The organism is Bradyrhizobium sp. 41S5 (assembly GCF_011516665.3).
Taxonomy (GTDB): Bacteria; Pseudomonadota; Alphaproteobacteria; order Rhizobiales; family Xanthobacteraceae; genus Bradyrhizobium; species Bradyrhizobium quebecense.
On record NZ_CP083721.1, the window covers coordinates 7,139,412 to 7,162,440 of the forward strand.

The 23,029-nt window shown below is 59.4% G+C and carries 12 protein-coding genes and 8 pseudogenes; 13 read left to right on the top strand and 7 right to left on the bottom strand.

The features are described from left to right. Positions 1 to 126: 126 nt before the first annotated feature. The 3 genes and pseudogenes from HAP47_RS34370 to HAP47_RS41715 all read left to right on the top strand — a co-directional run. Positions 127 to 984 (top strand): annotated as a pseudogene (locus HAP47_RS34370) (IS3 family transposase); the annotation flags it as partial. Positions 985 to 1,720: 736 nt separating this feature from the next. After that, a pseudogene (locus HAP47_RS34375) lies at positions 1,721 to 2,977 on the top strand (IS256 family transposase). 571 nt (positions 2,978 to 3,548) lie between these two features. Beyond that, the gene (locus HAP47_RS41715) at positions 3,549 to 3,833 is read left to right on the top strand and encodes a PAN domain-containing protein (protein ID WP_173640822.1); all 285 of its coding nucleotides are present in this window, start codon (positions 3,549 to 3,551) and stop codon (positions 3,831 to 3,833) included. Positions 3,834 to 4,065: 232 nt separating this feature from the next. Here the strand turns inward: HAP47_RS41715 and HAP47_RS34380 are convergent, their stop codons facing one another. Continuing rightward, positions 4,066 to 4,314, bottom strand: a complete 249-nt coding sequence (locus HAP47_RS34380; protein ID WP_173640821.1) for a hypothetical protein — start codon at positions 4,312 to 4,314, stop codon at positions 4,066 to 4,068. A 201-nt stretch (positions 4,315 to 4,515) separates the two neighbouring features. Next, positions 4,516 to 5,646 (bottom strand): annotated as a pseudogene (locus HAP47_RS34385) (IS3 family transposase). 1,039 nt (positions 5,647 to 6,685) lie between these two features. Between HAP47_RS34385 and HAP47_RS34390 the strand changes: the two are divergent. From HAP47_RS34390 to HAP47_RS34405, 4 genes and pseudogenes are all read left to right on the top strand, one after another. Beyond that, positions 6,686 to 7,399: a thermonuclease family protein gene (locus HAP47_RS34390; RefSeq protein WP_231168571.1), complete on the top strand. Its 714-nt coding sequence runs from the start codon at positions 6,686 to 6,688 to the stop codon at positions 7,397 to 7,399. 34 nt (positions 7,400 to 7,433) lie between these two features. Continuing rightward, positions 7,434 to 8,147, top strand: a complete 714-nt coding sequence (locus HAP47_RS34395; protein WP_231168572.1) for a carbonic anhydrase — start codon at positions 7,434 to 7,436, stop codon at positions 8,145 to 8,147. Positions 8,148 to 9,247: 1,100 nt separating this feature from the next. Next, positions 9,248 to 10,302 (top strand): annotated as a pseudogene (locus HAP47_RS34400) (IS701 family transposase); the annotation flags it as partial. 545 nt (positions 10,303 to 10,847) lie between these two features. After that, a complete protein-coding gene (locus HAP47_RS34405; RefSeq protein ID WP_166072233.1) occupies positions 10,848 to 11,030 on the top strand; it encodes a hypothetical protein in 183 nt (60 codons plus the stop codon). Between the two features lie 192 nt (positions 11,031 to 11,222). On the opposite strand, the gene HAP47_RS34410 is transcribed toward HAP47_RS34405, so the two are convergent. Then, complete coding sequence (locus tag HAP47_RS34410) at positions 11,223 to 11,870, bottom strand: FkbM family methyltransferase (protein WP_173642976.1); 648 nt, start codon at positions 11,868 to 11,870, stop codon at positions 11,223 to 11,225. Positions 11,871 to 12,300: 430 nt separating this feature from the next. Beyond that, positions 12,301 to 12,795 (bottom strand): Lrp/AsnC ligand binding domain-containing protein, encoded by a 495-nt coding sequence (locus tag HAP47_RS34415; protein ID WP_231168573.1) that lies wholly within the window; start codon positions 12,793 to 12,795, stop codon positions 12,301 to 12,303. Between HAP47_RS34415 and HAP47_RS34420 the strand changes: the two are divergent. After that, positions 12,742 to 14,031 (top strand): annotated as a pseudogene (locus HAP47_RS34420) (IS256 family transposase). The gene HAP47_RS34415 and the pseudogene HAP47_RS34420 sit on opposite strands and share 54 nt — an antisense overlap. Here HAP47_RS34420 and HAP47_RS34425 read toward each other — a convergent pair. Beyond that, positions 13,985 to 14,278, bottom strand: coding sequence for an AsnC family transcriptional regulator (locus tag HAP47_RS34425; protein ID WP_173640817.1), 294 nt, complete (start codon positions 14,276 to 14,278; stop codon positions 13,985 to 13,987). The pseudogene HAP47_RS34420 and the gene HAP47_RS34425 sit on opposite strands and share 47 nt — an antisense overlap. Positions 14,279 to 14,593: 315 nt before the next feature. Between HAP47_RS34425 and HAP47_RS34430 the strand changes: the two are divergent. The 4 genes and pseudogenes from HAP47_RS34430 to HAP47_RS34445 all read left to right on the top strand — a co-directional run. Beyond that, positions 14,594 to 15,645, top strand: a pseudogene (locus HAP47_RS34430) (IS3 family transposase); the annotation flags it as partial. Between the two features lie 595 nt (positions 15,646 to 16,240). Continuing rightward, the gene (locus tag HAP47_RS34435; protein ID WP_166072319.1) at positions 16,241 to 16,555 is read left to right on the top strand and encodes a co-chaperone GroES; all 315 of its coding nucleotides are present in this window, start codon (positions 16,241 to 16,243) and stop codon (positions 16,553 to 16,555) included. Between the two features lie 78 nt (positions 16,556 to 16,633). After that, entirely contained in the window at positions 16,634 to 18,274 is a 1,641-nt protein-coding gene (gene groL / locus HAP47_RS34440) for a chaperonin GroEL (RefSeq protein ID WP_166072356.1), read from the top strand. Between the two features lie 162 nt (positions 18,275 to 18,436). Further along, positions 18,437 to 19,572 (top strand): annotated as a pseudogene (locus HAP47_RS34445) (IS1380 family transposase); the annotation flags it as partial. Between the two features lie 184 nt (positions 19,573 to 19,756). Here HAP47_RS34445 and HAP47_RS34450 read toward each other — a convergent pair. Together HAP47_RS34450 and HAP47_RS34455 are read right to left on the bottom strand one after the other, a co-directional pair. Next, a pseudogene (locus tag HAP47_RS34450) lies at positions 19,757 to 20,451 on the bottom strand (IS5 family transposase). 502 nt (positions 20,452 to 20,953) lie between these two features. Further along, the gene (locus tag HAP47_RS34455) at positions 20,954 to 21,625 is read right to left on the bottom strand and encodes a 2OG-Fe(II) oxygenase (protein WP_176396268.1); all 672 of its coding nucleotides are present in this window, start codon (positions 21,623 to 21,625) and stop codon (positions 20,954 to 20,956) included. Between the two features lie 399 nt (positions 21,626 to 22,024). Here HAP47_RS34455 and HAP47_RS34460 point away from each other — a divergent pair, with 399 nt between their 5' ends. Continuing rightward, positions 22,025 to 22,285 (top strand): hypothetical protein, encoded by a 261-nt coding sequence (locus HAP47_RS34460; protein WP_173640816.1) that lies wholly within the window; start codon positions 22,025 to 22,027, stop codon positions 22,283 to 22,285. The last annotated feature ends 744 nt before the right edge of the window (positions 22,286 to 23,029 follow it).

The following is a 23,029-nucleotide window of genomic DNA, read 5'->3' on the forward strand; positions in this document are numbered from 1 at the left end:
ACCAGGTTTTTTAACGGGGTCACGTGCCACCAAAATCGTATCGGCCGCTCCCTCCCGGTCGGCAATCTAGCGCCGGTCCGTTTCTATCCCACAGGGGGAGCGCAGCGCCGCGCATAGTTTTTTAGAAGGAGCGGCGGGATTGCTGAGCGCAAAGCGATGATCGACCGTGAGCACGAGCTGTCGATCACCAGGCAAGCGGAGGCTTTGAACATCGGCCGCGGCAGCGTGTACTACCTGCCGCGGCCGGTGCCGGACGCCGACCTTGCGATCATGCAGCGCCTCGACCGGCTGCATCTGGAGTTCCCTTTTGCCGGCTCTCGCATGTTGCGAGGGCTGCTGGCTGCCGATGGGTGCAAGATCGGCCGTCGGCATGTGAAGACGTTGATGCGGCGGATGGGGATAGAAGCGCTCTATCGCCGTCCACGCACGACAAAGCCCGAGCCGGGCCACAAGATCTAGCCGTACCTGCTGCGCGGAATGGAGATCACGCGGCCGAACCAGGTGTGGGCGATGGACATCACCTACATCCCGATGGCCCGCGGCTTCGTTTATCTGGCGGTTGTGCTCGACTGGTTCAGCTGCCGCGTGCTGTCGTGGCGCGTATCGATCACCATGGAGGCGACGTCCTGTGTCGAGACGCTTCAGGATGCCCTGGCTCGTCACGGCAAGCCGGACGTCTTCAATACGGATCAGGGCTCGCAGTTCACCGGACAGGCCTTTACCGGCGTGCTCGCCGACAACGGCATTGCGATCAGCATGGACGGCAAGGGAGCCTGGCGAGACAACGTGTTTGTCGAACGGCTATGGCGCAGCGTCAAATACGAGGAGGTGTATCTGCGGGCCTATGACAGCGTCAGCGAGGCCCTCGCGTCGATCGGCCGATACCTCGACTTCTACAACGGTCGGCGCCCGCATTCGAGCCTTGACGGCGTCACCCCCGATCAAGCCTACTTCAACCCGCTGCCACTCCGCTTGGCAGCCTAACCATGGCAGAGGCTCCACTTATCGACGCGGAAAATCTGTTCAGACAACCGGAGCCAGCTCAGGCTCTGACGTATTTCCACACGGTTACGCAAAGGAGACTCGCGCTTGTACTGCCAAAGGCGATTGCGGCTCGTGCGGACATAATTTCATCACAGCTTGCTTCTTGCGCCTTGGCCGACTTCGGCTTGGTTTCGCAAAAGGCTGTCAGGGCGCTCTTGAACAGGGTGATCACAACACATGAATTGTCCGCAACAAGCACCTTGGCTCGCCTTTTATGGGCGGAACGTTCCGTTCGACAACTCTGTTGATTGCGCCATCATAAACGATCACGCGTCAGAACACCTGCTACAGTGGAGAAGGGTTGCAATTGGGCATTTTCGCTCGTCGCCGCTCGATTTCTGAACACGCGCGATTGTGCGCAACGCGAAAGGGACGCTAATGCCCCACGTTATCCGCTTCAGTGATCCGGCCGGCGCGGTTTCGCTTTGGCCGAAAGGTTTCGGCCTCAGTTCCCACGCGCACGCGCCGACGATGGACGGCGCCGAGCACTTCGCGGACGCCGGGCGCGCTCAACGTTCCCTTAACGGCTACGTTAACCCGCCGGCATTCTGGAATTAACGGCTTTCGGGTCGTTCCGGGGGATGTCCCGGGTTCTGTTGAATTTCTGAAGAGGTCGGCGTTGCCCACCTTGAGCCGGTAGGCTCGGGGTGCTGATTCCACAAAGAAGAGCAACGCCATGACAAGAGATATCACACCGGCTGGTTGGCCGGCGACCGGGGCGGTGGACGAAGCGTTTGCAGAAGTGCGGGCGAGCTTCGATCGGTTCTGCCTTGCGGCAGGGATCGAGGCGCTCGGCACGATGATGGAGGCGGATGTTGTGGCGGGCCGCGCCAGGCGGCGCGGCGGACGCACCTTGGGCCGAACGCGGGGACGGATCGGCTTCCACGGCGGCAAGATCGAGGTTAGCGCCCGCGGGTCCGGGGCGTGGATGGCGGCGAGGTCACGATCCCGAGCTGGGAAACGGTGGCGCAGGAGGATTGGCTCGGTCGCGGGGCGATGAACCTGATGCTGATCAATGTGTCGACGCGCCGGTTCGGCCGCGCCGTCCGGCTGCCCGAGGGTGACGTGCCGGCACCGCCCGGATCGGGGTTTCGAAGTCGGCGGCCTCGCGGAGGTTCGTAGCGCTGTCGGCGGCGCGGCTGGCTGACTTCATGGCCGCCGATCTGTCCACGCTCGACCTTCTGGTGGTCCAAATCGACGGGCTGCATCTCGGCGACGATCTCGTGCTGGTCGCCGCGATCGGAGTTGACGGCGAAGGCAGCAAGCATCCGCTGGCGCTGGTGGAAGGGGCGACCGAGAATGCCGTAACGGTTCAGGCCCTGCTGGACAACCTGGTCTCGCGCGGGCTCGACCCGACGGTGCCAGGACTGTTCATCGCCGACCGCACGAAAGGCGTTGTCGAAGGCGATCCGCCGCACCCTCGATTCGGCCACTGCGATCCAGCGCTGCCAGATCCACAAGGCACGCAACATCATGGAACGCCTGCCGAAAGAGCATCATGCGGCCACCCGTCGGGTGCTGCGCCAGGCCCGGCAGCTCGATGACGCCGACAAGGCTGAAAAATTGATCCGCAATCTCGCGCGTCGACTCGACCAGCAATGGCCCGGTGTAGCGGCGAGCATCCTCGAAGGCCTCGACGAAATCCTGACTGTCGTCCGGTTGAAGCTGCCGAAGGAGCTTGGTCGCTCGCTCGCCTGGACCAAGATCGCCGAGAACATGATGGGCACCATTCGCCGCGTCACGCGCAACATCAAACGCTGGCGCGATGCCGGTATGGCCTTTGCGATGGGTCGCGGCCGGCATGATCGAGGCCAACAAGGGCTTCCGACGATTGAAGGCGCATAAGCAATTGTCGGTTCTGCGTGCGGCCCTTCAAGCTCACCGCGATCGCATGACGACCAAGCCCGTTGCCCGCGTCACGAGGGCAGCGTAACATTCATTCTGGCAACGTCGGCCCGACGTAGTTCAACACCGATCGGGACATCCCCTCGTTCCGTACGGTTGGCCTTTCTCCCGAATAAAGCGATGCCAATTTTTAAAGAGCAGCCAACACTCATGACAGTAAAGCTGGTCACTGAAGTTAACTGCGCGTGATAGGGACAGCGGCGGTTCGCATGTTTCCCAGCGCCGAGTCGCGTCCGCGCAGCTGCCCGATCGCGCCGGTCGCGTTCGGCCTGCGAGGGCTAGCTGCTTTGCGGCCAAGGCTGAGGCGACTGATCCACGCGACGTTGGTCCAGGGTCCATGAAGCCAACCAGTCTTGGTAGGTGCGGGCGTGAGACCTTTCGAGATATAATTCTCCATTATCTCGGGCTTTCCGGAGCCAACCGGTCAGTTTTGCTTGCAGGACATTAAGACCGACCGCTGAAGTTAGCGGCGCGTGGCAGGGACTGAACCGCCACAATGGCCAGATCCAAGATATCCCGGACTATGAGGGAGAGTGAGCATATGCGGCTACCGATTGCTTATGTCGCCATCATGGCGATCTGCTAGGAGGATTAATGAGATGAAAGCTCCCCTCGTCGCTTTGGCGCTAGCTCTCCTTAGCGCTACGGCCCTCGCCCAGTCCATCGAGTATGGGAAGGACCGGTTAGGCTCCGATATCAGCAGCTTCTCTCTGCCGCCGAACAGCGTTCCTGAGAACTGCCAGGGTGCGTGCTGGGCCAATTCGGGCTGCGCGGCGTGGACCTTCGCCCGCAGTGGCTGGCAAGGTGAAACTCCGCGCTGTTGGTTGAAGAACGCGGCGCCGGCACCAACGGACAATTTCTGCTGCGTGTCCGGCCACAGGTAAGCGCCGTAGCAGCTTGCATGAATTGGCGAGCGGAACATTGCAAGGTTGAGATGGCTGGTCTGTCGCCTTATCAAGCACAATCTTCTCGGTGGCGCCGACCGAGCTGGACTTGGCCAGCAATATCTCGTTCACCCGGTCGAACAGGGCGTTGCGCACGGTAATAAAAGCCGAAAGGATTGCCTGCGGGTCACCGTCCTCGAGGAGCGTTGAGCCCAGCGCTGAAAGAACACCCTCAATGTAGACAAGGGAGCTTGGTGCTATGGTTCGCTCCGATGCCATCAAACGCACAATGTTGGAAATGAATTCGAGTCGCAGTTTTTTTCAACCGACCGCTGAAATTTGCGCATTCTACTTCGATCGCGCGCACGAGATCGAATACCCGCGTGGGACGCGCGCCACTTACTAGGCAGACCTGTTCGAGCGTGATGGTATCGCCGAATTCACATTGATCAAGATCGGCATCCAGAAACGCCGAGTTCATGATCGTCACGCCATTCAGGAAGACATGGGACAGGGATTTCGAATCGTGGAGGTTAGAGCTGGTCTCGGTTGTTTGGACAGGGCCCCGCGAAAATTAAGTGGATTCCTGCCGGGTTATGCTGAACGCGGGGCTTTACGATTTTGCTGTGGCGTCGGGAGGGCGCAAGCCCGACCAGAGCCGCAGCAAAATCGTTGGCGACGATCATGCGGCCGTCACCATCGTTTGCGCGCCGAAGTAAGCCTCGTCGGGCGTGCGTTCGTCAAGGCTCGAGTGAGGACGTCCTCGATTGTAGAACGCCAGATATTTGGAAATCGATGCTCGCGCCTCGAGCACGCTGTCGTAAGCACGCAGATAGACTTCCTCGTATTTGACAGTGCGCCACAGCCGCTCGACGAACACGTTGTCGCGCCAGGCACCCTTGCCGTCCATGCTGATGGCGATGTTCGCGTCCAGCAGCACGCCGGTGAAGTCGAGGCTGGTGAACTGGCTACCCTGATCCGTGTTGAAGAAGATCTCGGGCCTGCCGTGCTTCGCCAACGCCTCCTGGAGCGCTTCGACGCAGAATATCGTCTCCATCGTGATCGATACGCGATGGACCAATACCCTTCGGCTGAACACATCGACGACCGCGGCGAGGTAAACGAATCCACGTCGCATCGGAATGTAGCTGATGTCCATTGCCCAGACCTGGTTCGGCCGCTCGATCTTCAATCCGCGCAATAGGTACGGGTAGATCTTGTGGCCCGGTGCGGGCTTGCTCGTGTTCGGACGGCGATAGATCGCCTCGATCCCCATGCGCTTCATCAGCGTCGCGACGTGGCGGCGGCCAACCTGCATGCCCTCACGCTGCAACAGCGATCGCAGCATGCGCCCCCCTGCGAAGGGATAATCGAGGTACAGCTCATCGAGCCGGCGCATCAAGACGAGTCCTCGGCCGAAACCGGCCGAGGTTCGTAGTAAACCGTACTGCGGGCAAGGTTCAGGGCCTTCGCCTGGCGCACGACAGACAGATCATGGTCGCGGTCGATCATCGCTTTGCGCTCAGCAGGGCCGCCTTGGTGAGCGCGCCGGACAAAAAATCGTTCTCCAACGCAAGCTCGCCGATCTTGCCATGTAACGCTTCAAATCGACCGGCGCCTCGGCCGGTCCGTTGTCCTGCCCAAACACTCCGGCGGCGCCTTCCAGGAGTTGGGACTTGCAGGTCGTGATCTGGTTCGGATGGACATCAAACAGTTGCGCCAGCTCGGCCAATGTCTTCTCCCCCTTCACGGCCGCCAAAGCCACCTTTGCCTTGAATGCCGGAGAATGCGTCCGGCGACTCCTCTTCGTCATCTTCGCTCCTGTTTCGCGGCAAGAAGCCTCGCCGCTCTCAGGCAGAAAATCCACTCAAGCTACTGTCCGAATTTGTGGAGCCAGCTCTAACCGCCCGCCAGGGTCTCATGCTTCGAAAACGTTGCTTCCCCGGCCACCACGGCCTGTGCGTGTCAAGTCGCTGTCCTTTTTGGTCCGCATCGCCAATAGCGACCGCGTACGCCGACGCTGAAATCATCCGTGACAAAGTAGGACAACACGCCGGACCTGCCGTGATGAGTAGCCGATGTGGCAAACCGCCGCGAACACAGGGATATGCCGGCGTCGCCGGATCGACGGACTATAGGAATTGTTTCAGCATGTCCGCAGCAATTACCGCCGACGTGTTCGCCAATGCACCCTCCAGACCAGCACCGCTGCACCGCCGGCTCAAGTTCTGCCGAATCGTCTTACCAATTGGGACAAGCGCAACTGCCGTGGCTCCCAAAAAACGAACTCCAGATCGCATTAATACTCCAGGGCGCTTTCCTGACTCCCAACCGAGCGCCTTTGGCTCGCATCGATAACGGCGCTCGAATGAACCAGGCAGCGCGCCGCTCGAACTGGAGGTTATCCAGTGGCCTCCCAACGCGCTGGTCAAATCGGGACTAAGTCGCAGACCCCGCAATGGCGCTATTCGCGATCGGCAGTATGCCGCACGGCAGGAAGCCGCTGTTCCCGCTGCAATTTTGGCAGCTCATCTGATCGGCCTGAGCAGAGGCTGGATCAGCTGTTGAATATCCAACGAGACGTTTGAAGCCCGAGCATCACCGTTGCGGCCGAGGCTTGACGGGGTGAGCCAGGTCACGAGCAGCAACGCCCACACCAGACGAAATTGCTTGAACCTCACGTTGCGTCAGGACGTAGGGTGAGAATCACGAACGACAAAGCAAACCTCGGACGATGCACAGGCCAGATGGCAAAGATGTGTGATCAAGCGGTCGAATGTAGCGGTGACCGATTGTACGTGTGTCTGGGCCCATGGACCAAGAACGAAAGGTTGTCAGATATGAAACAACGCATGATGATGGCCGCATTGCTCGCTATCATCGCATCTCCGGTTTGCGCGGCGACACTCAGCGGCGCTCCCCGCATTCTCGACGGCAACACGATCGAAATCGAGCAGACCAAAATCCGGCTCTCGGGCATCGAGGCGCCAGAGACTGATCAGATCTGCCTCGACGCCCATGGCCAGAAATGGGCTTGTGGCATAGCTGCTCGCGATGAGCTCATCAAGCATTCGAACGGGCGAACCTGGGATTGCCATACCACAGGGGTAGATGTGTACAGGAGGTCGCTTGGCAACTGCTTCATCGCAGGCGAGGATGTGAACGCGTGGATGGTACGCTCGGGATGGGCGCTATTATCGGCACGCTCCGCAGCAAGCTATGCCATCTATGAGGTTGTTGCGAGCAATGCCTATGCGGGCATCTGGTCCGGGGCGTTCATTGCACCTTGGGATTGGCGCCATCGCAACCAGTCGACGATCATTATTGGCGCAAGCTCGGTGCCCTCAGACGTTCAAGAACTCCTGCTCGGATCCGCTTTGCTGACCGACCCGCCCTCACAGGAGTGTCTGATAAAGGGCACCGTGGGCCGTAAGGGCGAGCGCATTTACCACTTGCCCGGGCAAAACAGTTACGAACAAATCGATATGACGAAGAACTTAGGTGAACGTTGGCTTTGCAGCGAATCGGAAGCGACCGCCCTGGGATGGCGTAAAGCCGCGCGATAGGGTGCCACCACACATGCAAGCAGATTCTTCGAGCATGAGCCATTCGATCGAACCTTCGCGCCGTTCTCTGTTGCTGTTCACTATGTCGGCTGTCGGCATGCTGCTTGCCGACCATATCGTCGAGGCGAAGGAATCAAAACTGCGGCCGAAGCCGGATAATCTGCTCTCTCCAGGTGCTGCGCTGAAGCGGCTAATGGAAGGTAATGATCGCTACGTCCAGGGCGCTTCCCAAGGCCACGATTTCAAACGCGAGCGCCGGGTTTTGGTCGGTGGGCAAAATCCATATGCCGCGGTTCTGGGCTGCGCTGATTCTCGTATTGCGCCAGAACTGGCCTTCGACAGCGGACTTGGTGATCTGTTCGTCTGCCGACTCGCAGGAAATTTCGTCAACGAGGACACGCTCGCCAGCATGGAGTATGCCGTGGCCGTGCTGAACACGCCATTAATTGTGGTACTTGGTCACGATCATTGCGGCGCAGTAGACGCCACGATCAAGGCGCTCAACGACGACAAGCCGCCGCTGGGACATATTCCATCGCTCGTCGCCGCACTTGCACCTGTGGTTAAGGAATCTCGGCAGCAAGGCGGCGACACGTTCGCCAATGCGACCCGGCAAAATGTAATCGATAACGTCAATAAATTCAGATTGGCGGGACCGGTTCTAAACCGGGCAGTTGAGCAGAACAGACTGATGGTTGTCGGGGGCCTTTACAGGCTTGATACGGGCAGAGTCGATCTGCTGAGCTAATGGATGGCGGCCGCCATGCGCGGCGGCCTCGTCCTAACTGGCTCAACAGCGACCTCGGACGACATTCGCTCATTCATCCGCCGCCGCAAGTGCCCTGGATATCGTCAACAATTCTCGTACAGCTTCGGATAGCTCAGGTATGCGCGGGCTCTTAATTCTCGTTGTAATCCTTGTACTTATTCTGGCGACACGCGGCCAGCAACAAGAGAGATTCTTGGCCCGGCCGACAACCTGGATGTCTCGTTAGTTCGTCCTGGCTCACAGAGTTGGCTCGAGCGGAAGATCGCGCTGGGATTTGAGCTCAGCCTCCGCACCAGCGAGCCCAGCAGAATTTTCTCGACGCTGGCGATCCGCTATGCCATCGATACAAATTCTCCGTTGATCGTGCTTAAGCGGCCTGAGCGATGCTTTGAGGCTGCCACTCCCAAGCCAGCAGTTCGTCTATGCGCTTGGCAGAGTGATCCCGTTGTTCGAGCAGATCGCCGGAAGTGAGCTGGTCCGCCTCCGCTATTTACCGCTTGCAAGCCCGTCTGGCGACGCGTGAGTCGCCGGAACTGTTCCGCCGCGATTGGCGGGTTGCCGCGCAGCTATCTTGCGCTGCTGGTCGGCCAGACCATTTCGCTGCTGGGCTCCAACGTCACCATGTGTCGCCATCCGGAACTGCCCCCTTTGCGTCATAAAGAACTGCCCCCACCATCGGGATTATGATCTCGGTTGAAGGTTGGCTCCGCCGCTGACGGGACGGAGGGAGGCGGAGCCGACCGGAGGGCCGTCAGCGGCGGGCGACTTGATGAGGCCGCTCTTGCGCTTGGCTCGGAGCCGGTGGCGGCAACACTGGCGACGATTCCGTTGCCGACGCGGTCCGCTGGGCGCTCAACAGCCGCCTCGTGCGCGGTACTCTGCCAAGTGGCTGAGGGGCTGGCGGGCGTGTTCGGCAATCCGATCTTGAGGGCGGTCACTTTAGCCACCGCCACGTTCATCTTTTGCCATAGCGCTTATTCTGCAGCCTTTCTGTTGCATCTGACCAAGGATCTCGAGTTCGACAGCCGGATCGTCAGCGTCGTGCTCGGAATCGGCGCGCTTGGTGGTGTGGTCGGCGCGGTAGGGATGCGGTGCTGGTTATTGATGACACCTCACTGCCAAAAAGGGGGGGCGATCTGTCGGTGTTGCGGCTCAATACGCGTCGGCTCTCGGTAAAACTGCAAATTGCCAAACACTGGTGTCTTTAACGCTTGCGCGCGGCGAAGTGCCAGTGATGGTCGCGTTACGTCTCTTTCTGCCTGACAGCTGGACAAGCGACATATCTCGTTTGAAGCGCGCTCGCGTGCCAGTCGAATACCGAACGCCACGGTCCAAGCCGGAGATCGCTTTGGCCGAGATTGACCGCGCGATGGCAGCCAACATACGCTTTGGATGTGTGCTGGCGGATGCAGGATACGGCCTCAGCGCACCGTTTCGACAAGGGCTAACAGAGCGCGGGCTGGCCTGGGCGGTCGGTATCCCTCGGCACCAGAAAGTGTATCCGGTCGATGTAAAGCTCATTTGGCCGATCACCAAAGCCCGTGGCAAACCACGAAAGCACCACGTGCCCGATATCTTATCTATTGCGGCAGAACAAATGCTGGCCAGCGCCAAATGGAAAACCGTGAGTTGGCGTAGCGGGACGAAAGGTCGGCTCAAAGCCCGATTTGCTGCTCTTCGTGTCCGCACCGCCGACGGCCCTCCGCAGCGGATATGGGATAAAGGTCAGCAGCATCTCCCAGGCGACGAAGCCTGGCTCATTGGCGAGCAACGTGCCTCCGGGGAGAAGAAATACTATCTTGCCAATCTTCCGGCGACGACGGATCTGCGCACGCTGGCCGCCACCATCAAGGCACGGTGGATTTGTGAGCAGGCGCATCAACAGTTGAAGGAGGAGCTTGGACTTGATCACTTCGAAGGGCGATCATGGCAAGGTCTTCATCGCCACGCCCTTATGACAATGATTGCCTACGCCTTCCTGCAACATCGTCGCCTCGCAAACGCGGGGCGGAAAAAAAAGAATCAACGGGCTTCCCCCTCAACCAACTATGCCCGCCGTACGTCACGCTATCGTCGATCTCATCCTTCGGCCGCCGCCCCAGCAGTGCCCATATTGCCGAAAGCAAATCCTTGAAAAACAGCGGCGAAAATACTTTCTGCCAAAGTAGTGCTAGAGCAGCTGTAAGCGAGCTTTCCGGCGCCAAGGACCACAGCGCGTATTGCACGCGTCGCAACACAACGCTCAGAGCCAAAGCCGGTGCTTGGAATCCATTGATGCTGTATGGACACTGACAGGCCGGGCGCCGAGGCGATGTCGGATCCGCAACAACCACGAACCTAGTATTCTCAGATCCGTAGGCTAGATCGAGCTGATGGCACGGTCGTTGCAAAACCCTCACGCAACATTTGCCTCTGTACAGAAGACTGAATGGTTCCCGCCAGGATCATGAGCGAGACGGCAGGACTGAAAAACCGCGAGAAAGAAACTAACCAACGGAGACGATCGTGCGACCAACTGCATCCGGCGGGGAAAAACGACCCTTTTTACCGATCTCACGTCTTCCTATCTGCGGTGTTGATCGGATCGAACGCCGATGCTTCAGCCCGTCTTCGCGTTGGAGCAATTAGAGCAAGGTTGACCGGGTGACAAAACTGGCGAGGCTCAAGGAACTACGCGACATGATGCAGCTGCTTTGGCAGTTGTTCGAATCAGTGCAGCAGCTTCCTAGAGGCCCAGAGCATGCAGCAACCGTTCAGACGCTTAAACAGTATGAGCGCCGGCTGATGGAGCTGATTCAAGCATCTGAAACGGCTCGCGCGGCTATCCGGGACGTCACTCACCGCGCCGATATATCAAAATAGCAATTATCACGGGAGTCTTATGCATCTCCCGTCCCTAAGCCCGTGCAACGGCAACAACCGAGAACGTCAAAGGACATGCCGCGAGCGAGGCAACGAGCCCGCTTGCCCGATCGATCGCTGTTACACAACAATGTGCTACATAAATCTGGGGCAAGCTCTTTCACCGACGAACGGGGCTGCCGGATATGGCAGCTAGAATTGCGTATTTTTCAGCAATACGTCACCCTCCACTTCGCGGGGATAATGAGCCGCCACTTCGAATGATGGTAATAGGTCGAGAATGGCTTGCAGGGACAGCTGCCCCTCGTAGAGCTCGCGATCGCTATATTCCGTGTAGATGAAGCGCGTGTTGCTTAACGTCTGCACGCCACCGGCGATGACATCGGCCTCGGCACCTTGAACGTCCATCCAGATGAAATCGACCGTGTTCAGTCCAGCTTCGCTGCACCAATCGTCGAGCCGTCGAGTTTCAACCGAGACGGGACCGTCGAAGCGAACCCAATCATACTCGGTAAGATGGTTCTTCGGGCGGCGTATTGAGCCAGAGAGGTCCCATTCCTTTGCATCTCCATCTGCATTGCTTGGATGGAAGTCGATCGTCCCGTTTCGTTCGCTGATCGCAATTTCAAGCAGCTTCACCTTATCGAGATTTGGACCGAGCTTCTTCTTGAAACGCGCGATCGCTCGGGGATCCGGCTCAAAGCAGTAAAGCTGAGCTTGTGGGCACAGGGTAAGAAAATGTGCCGTATCGGTTCCGTCATTGCAGCCGATATCCAAGATCACTGGATTGGACATCCCAAGAAGTGACAGAATATGCTGATGTACGTCCACAGAAGACACGGGTTGTTTTTCCATTGGAACTCCGTTGACACTTTGTCCTAGACGCGCAATCACACGTCCGACATCCCAGCACAACGTATATCAACGTATATAATTCATATGCCGGCGCGCGAGCGGTCGCGGATGGCGCTCTCTTTCGCTCGAGCGTGGCGAGGGATGATGCTGCCGCCACTGCCGGCTTGTCTTGCGAAGCGGGCCGCGGCGTGCTCTCGAGGGCGCCATCTGGAATGCGATCTTCGCGGTAACATAGGTGATTTGCGAGTGGCCCTTTGACCACTGCATCGCGATCTGGCTTCGCAAGGCGATAAAGACCCGCGCCGAACGGATTGTGGTCTGATTGTCACCAGTCTTGGTACCACCTTCGGGCACCAGGTACCGGGAGCGGCCACGGGCGACTGCGCCCGCTCCAGGAAAGGCTACTGATCGACGTTCACTCCGCATAGATGATAATTGTGATGAACTGAACGAGCGCCGGCCTCCGTTCGAACGGTATCGGGCGATCACCAGCATGCGATCGAAAAATTGGCAAGGTAAAGCCTGCCTTGACCCTATCCATAACCACCATGGTTTCGAAGCGCTCTATGTCCGGATCTTCATGAGAGAGGCGGCGGGTAAATTTCTCGTACTCCTCCAGATTATCTGCGGTAACGAGCAGGACGAAGTGGGGCTGACCGGTGACATAGAATCCGCTCATCACCTCAGTCATTTTGCAGATTGTGCGCTTGAAGCGATCAACGATGTCGGCTCGATTCCGGTGAAGTGAGACGAGAACCGAGCTATCGCTGAAAGTTGGTGACGGCGGGAATCGGGAAGGCGGCATATCGTGGGGGTGCTTGACGCCTCCACTTCTCCACCGAAGGAGCGATATGCCGTGTCCAAAGATAACATCATCAAGTTGATTCAGCCAGGAAACGTCGACGATCAACTCACCGAAATCTTGCGCAATGGGGCGCGTGCTCTGTTGGCCCAGGCGGTCGAGGCCGAGGTCGCGGACTTTCTCGGCAAGCATGCCGATTTGAGGACTGCGGACGGCCACCAGCGCTCGTGCGCCACGGTCACCTGCCGGAACGCGAGGTGATGACCGGTATCGGTCCGGTCGGCGTCCGCCAGCCGCGTGTACGCGATCGCGAGGCGGAGGCTACCGATCCCGACCGCATCCGGTTCTCTCCGTCGATCCTGCCGCCCTACATGCGCCGCTCGAAATCGATCGAGACGCTGCTGCCGATCCTTTACCTGAAGGGTATCTCCACCGGCGACTTCTCCGAGGCTCTGGCGGCGCTGCTCGGCAAGGATGCTGCCGGGTTGTCGGCATCCGCCATCGGCCGTCTGAAGGACGGTTGGCTTGACGAACACACCGCGTGGCAGAGGCGCGATCTGTCGGCGAAGCGCTACGTCTACATCTGGGCCGATGGCATCCATCTCCAAGCACGCCTCGAAGACGAAAAGCAGTGCATCGTGGTGCTGATCGGCGCGACGCCGGAAGGCCGCAAGGAACTGGTCGGCTTCACCGATGGCGCCCGCGAGAGCGCGCAGGACTGGCGCGATCTGCTGCTCGACCTGAAGCGGCGCGGGCTCGGCGTGCCGCCGCGGCTCACCATCGCCGACCGCCGACGGCGCGCTCGGGTTCTGGAAGGCCGCCGGCGAGGTCTGGCCGAAAACGCGCGAGCAGCGCTGCTGGGTACACAAGACCGCCAACGTGATCGCCAAGTTGCCGAAGAGCCAGCAGCCTAAAGCCAAACGCGCGTTGCAGGAGAGCTGGATGGCCGAAACCAAGGCCGCCGCCGAGCTGGCGTTCGACGCCTTCATCGAGAGCTATACGCCCAAATACGAGAAGGCGGCCGACTGCCTGAGCAAGGATCGGGACACGCTACTGGCGTTCTACGACTTCCCGGCCGAACACTGGAAACACCTGCGGACCACCAATCCCATTGAAAGCACCTTCGCTACCGTGCGCCACCGCACGATCCGATCGAAGGGCTGCCTGTCCAACAGAACGGCGCTCGCGATGGTCTTCAAACTGCTTGAGGCCGCGCAGAAAAGCCGGCGTCGTCTCGATGGCCACAACCAGTTGCCAAAACTCGTTCTCGGTGTGACATTCAACGACGGGATCGAGCTCATCGCCAAACCGACTGACCGTCAGCCCATAACCGCCGCCGCCTGACCGGCCGCGCCGTCACCAAAATTTGGCGATAGCTCACGAGAACCAGCAGGGTCACGTTTCGTCCGATTGCTTTCGGAGAAATGATTGAGACGTCCGCTTCGATTCCGCGCAGTGCTCGCAGGCGCTTCAGTCGGCGCTGAACGCCAGAGGCCGACAACCCGACCTTCGCGCCGAGTATTTCACTGCTCAGACGGTTGTTTCTTTGCAGTAAGTCAAGAAGGCGGGCATCCGTTCTGTCAAGTTTCATGGTTCTGGCGGGATCAACGGGCGAGCAGGTTTTTCCACGACCAAACCCGGCCCCTCGCTTGAGCCCTGCCCTTCCAATACGTAATCAGATCGTTCAAGCGGGGAGCGGTAGGGCGTCAGACCAGCTCGGCTCGCACGCCCGATCGCTTTGTTGATTCTCGAGCGACGAGCTTGCTCAGCCAGCTACGGTCGGCTTGCCGGCGGGCGCGCAGGCGATCGAGGCACTTCCTTGGACAAAGAGAGGTCCGCTGACCTGCTCCCCTGAAACGCCCCCGGTTTTGAGTTAGGGTTCTGTTCTCCACCGAGGAGACAGACGATGCGTAAAGGCAGGTTCACGGAAGAGCAGATCATCAAGGTCTTGAAGGAACACGCTGCCGGAATGTCGGCGAGCGATCTGTGCCGCAAGCACGGCATCAGCGATGCGACCTTCTACAAGTGGCGGTCGCGCTATGGCGGGATGGAGATCTCCGACGGCCGCAAGCTGAAGGCCCTGGAAGAGGAGAACCGCAAGCTCAAGAAGCTGCTGGCGGAGTCGATGCTAGACGCATCGACACTGAAGGAGATGCTCGGAAAAAACTTCTGACGCCCAGCTTGCGGAGACGCGCTGTGACCTGGGCGATCGATGAGAAGGGCTACTCGCAGCGGCGGGCCTGCGGGCTGGTTGGCCTGCAACCGAAGACCTATCGCTATGCCCCGACGAGACCGGACGATGGTCCGTTGCGAGCCCGGCTGAAGGAATTGGCGTCGCAACGTCGCCGCTTCGGCTACCGTCGCCTGGGGCTGCTATTGGCTCGGCAAGGGGTCCGGATCAATCGGAAGAAGCTGTACCGGCTCTACAAGGAGGAGCGGCTGAGCGTGCGCAAGCGTGGTGGCCGCAAACGGGCACTGGGCACCCGGGCGCCGATGACGATCCCGCAGGATCAGAACCTGCGCTGGTCGCTCGACTTCGTGATGGACACGCTGGTCAGTGGCCGGCGCTTCCGTGTCCTGACCCTGGTCGACGACTTCACCCGGGAATGCCCGGGTCTGGTCGTCGACACCTCGCTCACCGCCCTGCGTGTGGTGCGTGAGCTTGGCCACATCATTGAAAGCCGGGGCTGCCCACGCATGATCGTGAGCGACAACGGCACCGAGTTCACTTCAAATGCGATCCTGGCCTGGCAGGAAGAACTCGGGATCGAGTGGCACTACATTGCGCCCGGCAAGCCGATGCAGAACGGCTTTGTCGAAAGCTTCAACGGCCGCCTGCGCGACGAGTGCCTGAGCGAGCACCTGTTTGCCAATCTCAACGAGGCTCGCCGGATCATCGAAGAGTGGAGGATCGACTACAACACCAACCGACCGCACACGAGCCTCAACGGGCTCACCGACCGAGTTTGCAACCCGCCCCAACAGGGGCCAAACCCAGAACAGACTCTCCTTATAAACGAGGGCAAATCGGGGAGCAGGTCACAGGTCGTAAAGGCTGTCGTCAGAACGGCAATGACCTTCGGACGGTCGGCAGGGCCGACGATCTTGATAGACCCGTTCTCTTTTGACGCGGACTGCATGATTGCTCCTTCCAAATCCGTCCAAGCGGTTTCGATGCCAAAGCCCAACAGCGCAGAGCCGCGGAGAAGCCGCGGATCACGAGGGTTGGCACTCGAGTGCACTGCCAATCGTGAGCCCGCATGCATCGGACTCCTCTGACCAGCCTGACTTGCCGCGACCCAAGCCTGCATGATTTAGGCCAAGGCGTGACGATCGATGCTGGTGCTTTGACGAGATGCAATGTCACTTTCACGACAGCTTGACGGGCTGAGTACGCCAGCGCGTTTGCTTCCGGACGAACATACGCGCAAGTGTACGATTTAGCAGAACTGCAGGCAGGATCAATCAGCTCATCTTTGGCCTGCCTCTTGCTATAACGGCGCTGTTCGCAATGTGCCTATCTCCAACCCGTTCAAATGCTCAGGAGGCCTGCATGAATTTCCGTCCGCTTCACGATCGCGTCGTGGTCAAACGCATCGACGCAGAAGAGAAGACCGCTGGCGGTATCATCATTCCCGACACAGCCAAGGAAAAGCCCTCGCAAGGCGAAGTTATCGCCGTTGGCCCGGGTGGCCGTGACGAGACCGGCAAGCTGATCCCGATCGACGTGCAGGTCGGCGACCGCGTGCTGTTCGGCAAGTGGTCGGGCACCGAGGTCAAGATCGACAGCCAAGAGCTATTGATCATGAAGGAAAGCGATGTCATGGGCGTTCTTACCGACGTGTTCTCAAGAAAGAAGGCCGCCTAGTTCGTCGTTCACACTGCTTATCCCCGAAGAGTGCCGGCCGGGCGCCCCGAAGGTCGAAATACAACTGAAGGAATCATTATGTCAGCCAAAGAGGTCAAATTCGGCGTAGAAGCGCGCGATCGCATGCTTCGGGGTATCGATATCCTCGCGAACGCCGTTCAGGTCACGCTCGGTCCGAAGGGCCGCAACGTGGTGCTCGACAAATCGTTCGGCGCTCCGCGCATCACCAAGGATGGGGTCGCGGTCGTCAAGGAGGTGGAGCTGGAGGAAAAGTTCGAGAATATGGGCGCCCAGATGGTGCGCGAGGTCGCCGCCAAAGCCGCTGACGCGGCCGGAGATGGCACCACGACCGCGACCGTGCTTGCGGCTGCCATCGTGCGAGAAGGCGCCAAGTCGGTTGCGGCCGGCATGAACCCGATGGACCTGAAGCGCGGTATCGACCTCGCGGTCGAAGCCGTCGTTGCGGACCTCCAGAAGAACTCGAAGAAGGTCACCTCGAACGAGGAGATCGCCCAGGTCGGCACCATTTCGGCCAACGGCGATGCCGAGATCGGCAAGTTCCTCGCCGACGCCATGAAGAAGGTCGGCAACGAGGGCGTGATCACGGTCGAGGAAGCCAAGTCGCTCGAGACCGAGCTCGACGTCGTCGAGGGCATGCAGTTTGATCGCGGCTACATCTCGCCCTACTTCGTCACCAACGCCGACAAGATGCGCGTTGAGATGGACGACGCCTACATCCTCATCAACGAGAAGAAGCTCTCCTCGCTGAACGAGCTGCTGCCGCTGCTCGAGGCCGTGGTGCAGACCGGCAAGCCGCTGGTGATCGTCGCTGAAGACGTCGAAGGCGAAGCCCTCGCCACCCTCGTCGTCAACCGCCTGCGTGGCGGCCTGAAGGTCGCGGCCGTCAAGGCTCCGGGCTTCGGCGATCGCCGCAAGGCCATGCTGCAGGACATCGCGATCCTGACCGGCGGCCAGGCCATCTCGGAAGACCTCGGCATCAAGCTCGAGAACGTCACGCTGCAGATGCTCGGTCGCGCCAAGAAGATGATGATCGACAAGGAAAACACCACGATCGTCAACGGCGCCGGCAAGAAGGCCGACATCGACGCCCGCGTTGCCCAGATCAAGGCGCAGATCGAGGAGACCACCTCGGACTACGACCGTGAGAAGCTGCAGGAGCGTCTCGCCAAGCTCGCAGGCGGCGTCGCGGTGATCCGCGTCGGCGGCGCGACCGAGGTCGAGGTGAAGGAGCGCAAGGATCGCGTTGATGACGCGATGCATGCGACCCGTGCGGCCGTCGAGGAAGGTATTTTGCCTGGCGGGGGCGTCGCCCTGCTCCGAGCGTCCGGGCAACTCAAGGGCCTGAGCACCAAGAACGACGACCAGAAGACCGGCGTCGAGATCGTGCGCAAGGCGCTGTCCTGGCCTGCCCGCCAGATCGCGATCAATGCTGGCGAAGACGGCTCGGTCGTGGTCGGCAAAGTGCTTGAGAAGGATCAATATTCTTTCGGCTTCGATGCGCAGACCGGCGAATACAGCAATCTTGTCTCCAAGGGCATCATCGACCCGACCAAGGTCGTGCGCATCGCAGTTCAGAACGCCGCCTCGGTTGCTGCACTCCTGATTACCACGGAAGCGATGGTCGCCGAGCTGCCGAAGAAGGCTGCGGCCGGGCCCGCAATGCCCCCGGGCGGGGGCATGGGCGGCATGGACTTCTGATCCAGCCTCTCTCGGCAGCCATGACTGGCAGAACCCTGGCAGCAATGCCGGGGTTCTTGCGCCTTCGGTCGGGCTTGCAATGATCCTCAGCCCTTGCGAGGCTTCGAACTGGATCGGCAGCTTGCGCCGAGATACTCAAGATCAATTGGGGACGCTTTTGAGTCGCTGCGCGATCCGACGCGGGTCGTGCACAGCCTTGTCGATATGTTCCGCGCGCGCATGTTCGCGATCTGCTGCGGCTACGAGGACGCCGACGGCCTCGATCATCTGCGGTCCGATCCCGCATTCAAGCTGGCCTGCGGACGGCTGCCGGACACGGGTCGCGATCTGTGTTCCCAACCGACGCTGTCGCAGCTGGAGAATGCTCCGCGCCTTCGACGCATGGATGGATAGCTACCCGCGCGAGCCGGCATCCGTCACGCCCGACATCGATGATACCTGCGATGTCGTCCACGGCCATCAGCAGCTCTCGCTGTTCAACGCTCATTATGACGAACGCTGCTTCCTGCCGATCCACGTCTACGACACGGAGAAGAGCCGGCCCGTGGCGGTCGTGCTGCGGCCCGGCAAGACGCCGGGCGGCGTCGAGGTGCGTGCCCATCTGCGCCGCCTGATACGGCATATCCGGACGCGGTGGCACAACACGCGAATTACGTTCCGTGGCGACGGGCGCTATGCCCGGCCGGAGGCAATGGCGTGGTGCGAGACCAACGGCATCGACTACATCTTCGGTCTGTCCGGCACCAAGCCGCTCGCCAGAAAAGTCGACGAGGCCGCCGACGGCATCCGCACGCGACGCGCCATCGAGAACCTGCCGGTTCTGCGTGGCTATACCGAGACGCGCCACAAGGCAAAGTCCTGGGATCGCGAACGACGTACCGTCGCCCGTATTGAGGCGACGATGCTCGGCCTCGACATCCGTTTCGTCGTCACCAGCCTCGATGTCGGCTCGGCCGAGTGGATCTACGACAGCCTGTATTGCGCGCGCGGCCAAGCCGAGAATCTGATCAAGCTGCATAAGACGCAGCTCGCCTCCGATCGCACCAGCTGCCGTTCGGCGCTCGCCAATCAAGTCCGCCTCGTTCTCGACACCGCCGCTTATTGGCTGATGCTGACCGTGCGCGACGCGATTCCCAAAGCCCGGGAATTGGCCACAGCCGAGTTCGCGACGCTGCGTCTTCGTCTCTTGAAACTCGCTGCCCGTGTCGTCGAGACCACGAGCCGCGTTTGCCGCGGCATGTCCCGAAGCCGACCTGATCCGCGGCTTGCCAGGCGCGCTGCTGCCGCTCGGTCCTTGACCGGCGAGGCGTCCGCCCCCGTTCGCCCAACCTACACCTCAAGCGCGTTGCAAAGTACCGGTCGTCAGGCGATGAAAAGCCGAAGGCAATCCCGCGCGCCTCGTCAGAGCAGATGTGCGGCCACATCAATCGGACCAAAAAAAACGCACTCTCACGAATAGGACGGGTTAGGTCGTGTGGACACTTACCGCATCCAAAGAACGATGGCTGCGAGAGTGACGACGGCTAGGTAATTTCGGGCGGTCTTTTCGAAGCGGGTTGCGACGCGGCGGAACTGCTTGAGCTTTGAGAAGCAGCATTCGAAGAGGTGCTTGTCCAGCGGGTATTTGAGTGCGCGTGACGGGTTGTTGGGGATGACGGCGAGCGCGCCCTTGGCGGCGATGGCTTGGCGCAAATGATCGGCGTCATAGGCCGTGTCGGCCATGACGACCTCGGCAGGTAGTCCCTCGATCAATGCGGCAGCTTGCGGTGCATCGCCCTTCTGGCCTGCGGTCAGCGCGAACCGTACGGGACATCCCAAGCCACGAACGGCCATATGTATCTTGGTGCTCAGCCCCCCCGCGCGAGCGGCCGATCGCCTGATCTTCAGACCCCCTTTTTTGGCCCCGGCGGCGTGCTGATGCGCCCGGACGATGGTTGAATCGACGATCAGCCCTTGATGCTCCATCGACTGAAGCGCCGGAACACGCTGTTCCAATCCCCGAACGCCTCCGGGAGATCACGCCAGGGAGAGCCCGTGCGAACAATCCAAAGTACACCTTCCACGAACATCCGATTGTCGCGCCAAGTGGAGCCCTTCTGGTCGGGGCGACCTATAATCAGCGGCGCCATTCGCTCCCAAGCCGCGTCGCTCAATACCAAGCGGTCCATCACACCCAAGACTGCCTCCCCAAAAGCAGCCTAGAATCTGATTTGCGCCTAAAAGGAAATCCCTAGAGTCCAAACCACCTAGCTAGGTCTTCAGGACGCCCCACGAGGTGATACAGCTCTTTAAGACGCGCGGCTTCTGGTGGGAGATTGGTTGTGAAGACCATATTCGCGGATCCAAGCGGAGAATGTCATCGGCGCTATCGGCTTTCCAGCCTACCGCACGGGGCGCCGCTGTGAGCGAGGACCGTTCCATTGAGCTCGTCCCGAACCACGATTGCCTTGAGCCTGATTTAGGCCGACCGGCGATTGGACGATTCTCAGTCCACGCGTATCGACTCGCGAACGGCGCCAACGTCATGGTTTCCGGCTCCATCTGGCCACTGCCACTGTAGCGCACAGCAATGACGAGCTCACGGACATCTGCCCGAAGAGATGCTCTGCCGATCTCGTCCGGCAAGCTGCCCGTTACTTAATGCATCCACAGATCCCTCCAGCTACCTCTTGTCATCGGCTAACTAGTAGAGCTCTCGATGATCCGGCGGTTCGCGCCGCTGCGTTTTGAACAGAAATAAACCAGTGAACGACGCTCCCCAGCGTGCACAGGCTTCACCTCATGCCGGTTCCTGCATGTAGTAACAAGTACGCTTCCAAATGGTGGTTGAAACACGTATTGTTCGTACGCACTAGGATATATCACAAACTCACCCCCCTCAAATTCTCTAGTGAGTTGAACAATCACGGCGTACTCGAAATCAGGGTCGCTCTCAGCATCCAAATGGATGCCAACAAAGGATCCGGTCGGCATACGATGTATTTGGCAGCGGCGAATCACATAATCAGACCATCCACCTAAGATCTTTTTCAACGTGAGGCGACGGTGTTTCCTTTCGAGTAACTCGATGATTTGAGCTGGAGCTGTACCATGCGCATTGCTAGGAGGGCGGCCGGGCAGATCTACCCTGACGCGTTTCACAAAGACACTGTGTGAATCGCCGGCATCCCCTTCCCGCACCTCCTCTTCGGGAATCTCGGTCTGCAGCTGATCGACCCTTGCCAAGTCATCATCGGTGAACAAGGTCTGGGGGGCGATCAAGACCGTCCCCTTAACCAACAGCTCTATGCGGTATTTTGTGAGAGCCTCTTCTGCAAGCAGACGGGATTTATCATTTACTGCGCGTGCCATTCGCGTTTACTCCAAGTTCGGACTTAAGGATCCTTCGCTATCGCCTTGCATCGAGTGGATGGCCTGCTCCCAACGCTCGCCATCAAAATCCTTTATTCATACGCTTTCGATCGTTCGTTTATCCAAGCATACAATATTTACGCTGAATCCTGAAGGACTGGATCGAGGCCTGTAGAATGGCTTTACGCCGCAGATCCGGCAAAACGTGTGCCGAGCGACGTTCTTATTAAACTGGTACGAAGTGAGAAATTCTTAGCCGCACTCAATGCCCACTTTGTCGCCAGGCACGAGCAAATGTAAAAATTTCGACATTTGGCAAGTTGAGCAGTTGCATCGCACTGCGGAAAGCACTCGCGGCGCTCGAACGCAGAATTTCACAGAACCACAATGACAGCGGCCATGGTGGCGGATCTCGGCACCATCGCCTTCGAGGGAAAACCCTGCGAGCAGATCCCGGCACCACTCCAAGCTGTGCCGATAGGCTCGATCAAACTCATCGAAAAAACGGCTACTGCTGTCAGCCGGGACAATTTCGCCAATGAGGCGGCTTGTCATCTCCGCGTGATATTTTTCCGCTGGATCCTCGCCGCCGACATGGACCCGAAAGTACTCAAGATCGTCTGCCTCCACATCAAAGGTCTCGACCACAGTGGCCGATAGCAGGGGGTCATCTCCGCAGCATGCAGTTCGAATGCGACCATGTAGGCGCAACGCACCACGGGTCTTTCGATGACAGCCCGGCATACAGAGAATGCAGATATCGCTTTGTTGTGGAGCTATAGTTTGGTTTTACTGCCCCACCGAGTAGTCGCGATTCATCTTTTCTAAATAGGTTCGAGTGGAACTGTTCGGTGGCCAGAATATCGGGTAACGCCGCGTTGCCGGCCCGGAGAACTCGGCTATGACCACCCGTCTCATCCCAACAGATGAAATTTGCGACCACGCTGGTCAGTTCAACATGCCTCGGAAGGTCGCGATTGGTATGCATCGCAGCGAATACAAGGTCCTTTTGGGACCCTGCCCGCAGATATGGGAATGCCTGTGACATCGCCAAGTATTCAGGAATCAGGCTGACAATCTGGTCCTTTGACATCGCCGCAGCGAACGGATGGGGGCCGAACACGCCCGCGCTTTCTGTGTCAAATACTCATGGACCGAGATCTGAGGAGGCTGATCCAGTGCAAATTCAGATGCGCGAAAAGACGTCATTTGATCTCTAGCTATTAAGGTGACGCAACTGATCAACGATTTCGTTGGGAAGGCGGTCTATGATGGCGTTGACCATGCATGTGAAACTCCCCTGGGCCGGCACCTTCACGGCAACAGACTGCGGCATGACGAGCTCGGTCCTATTGATGATCGCATCGATGGAAACATGTCCATTTGATGATGGCGGCGACGATG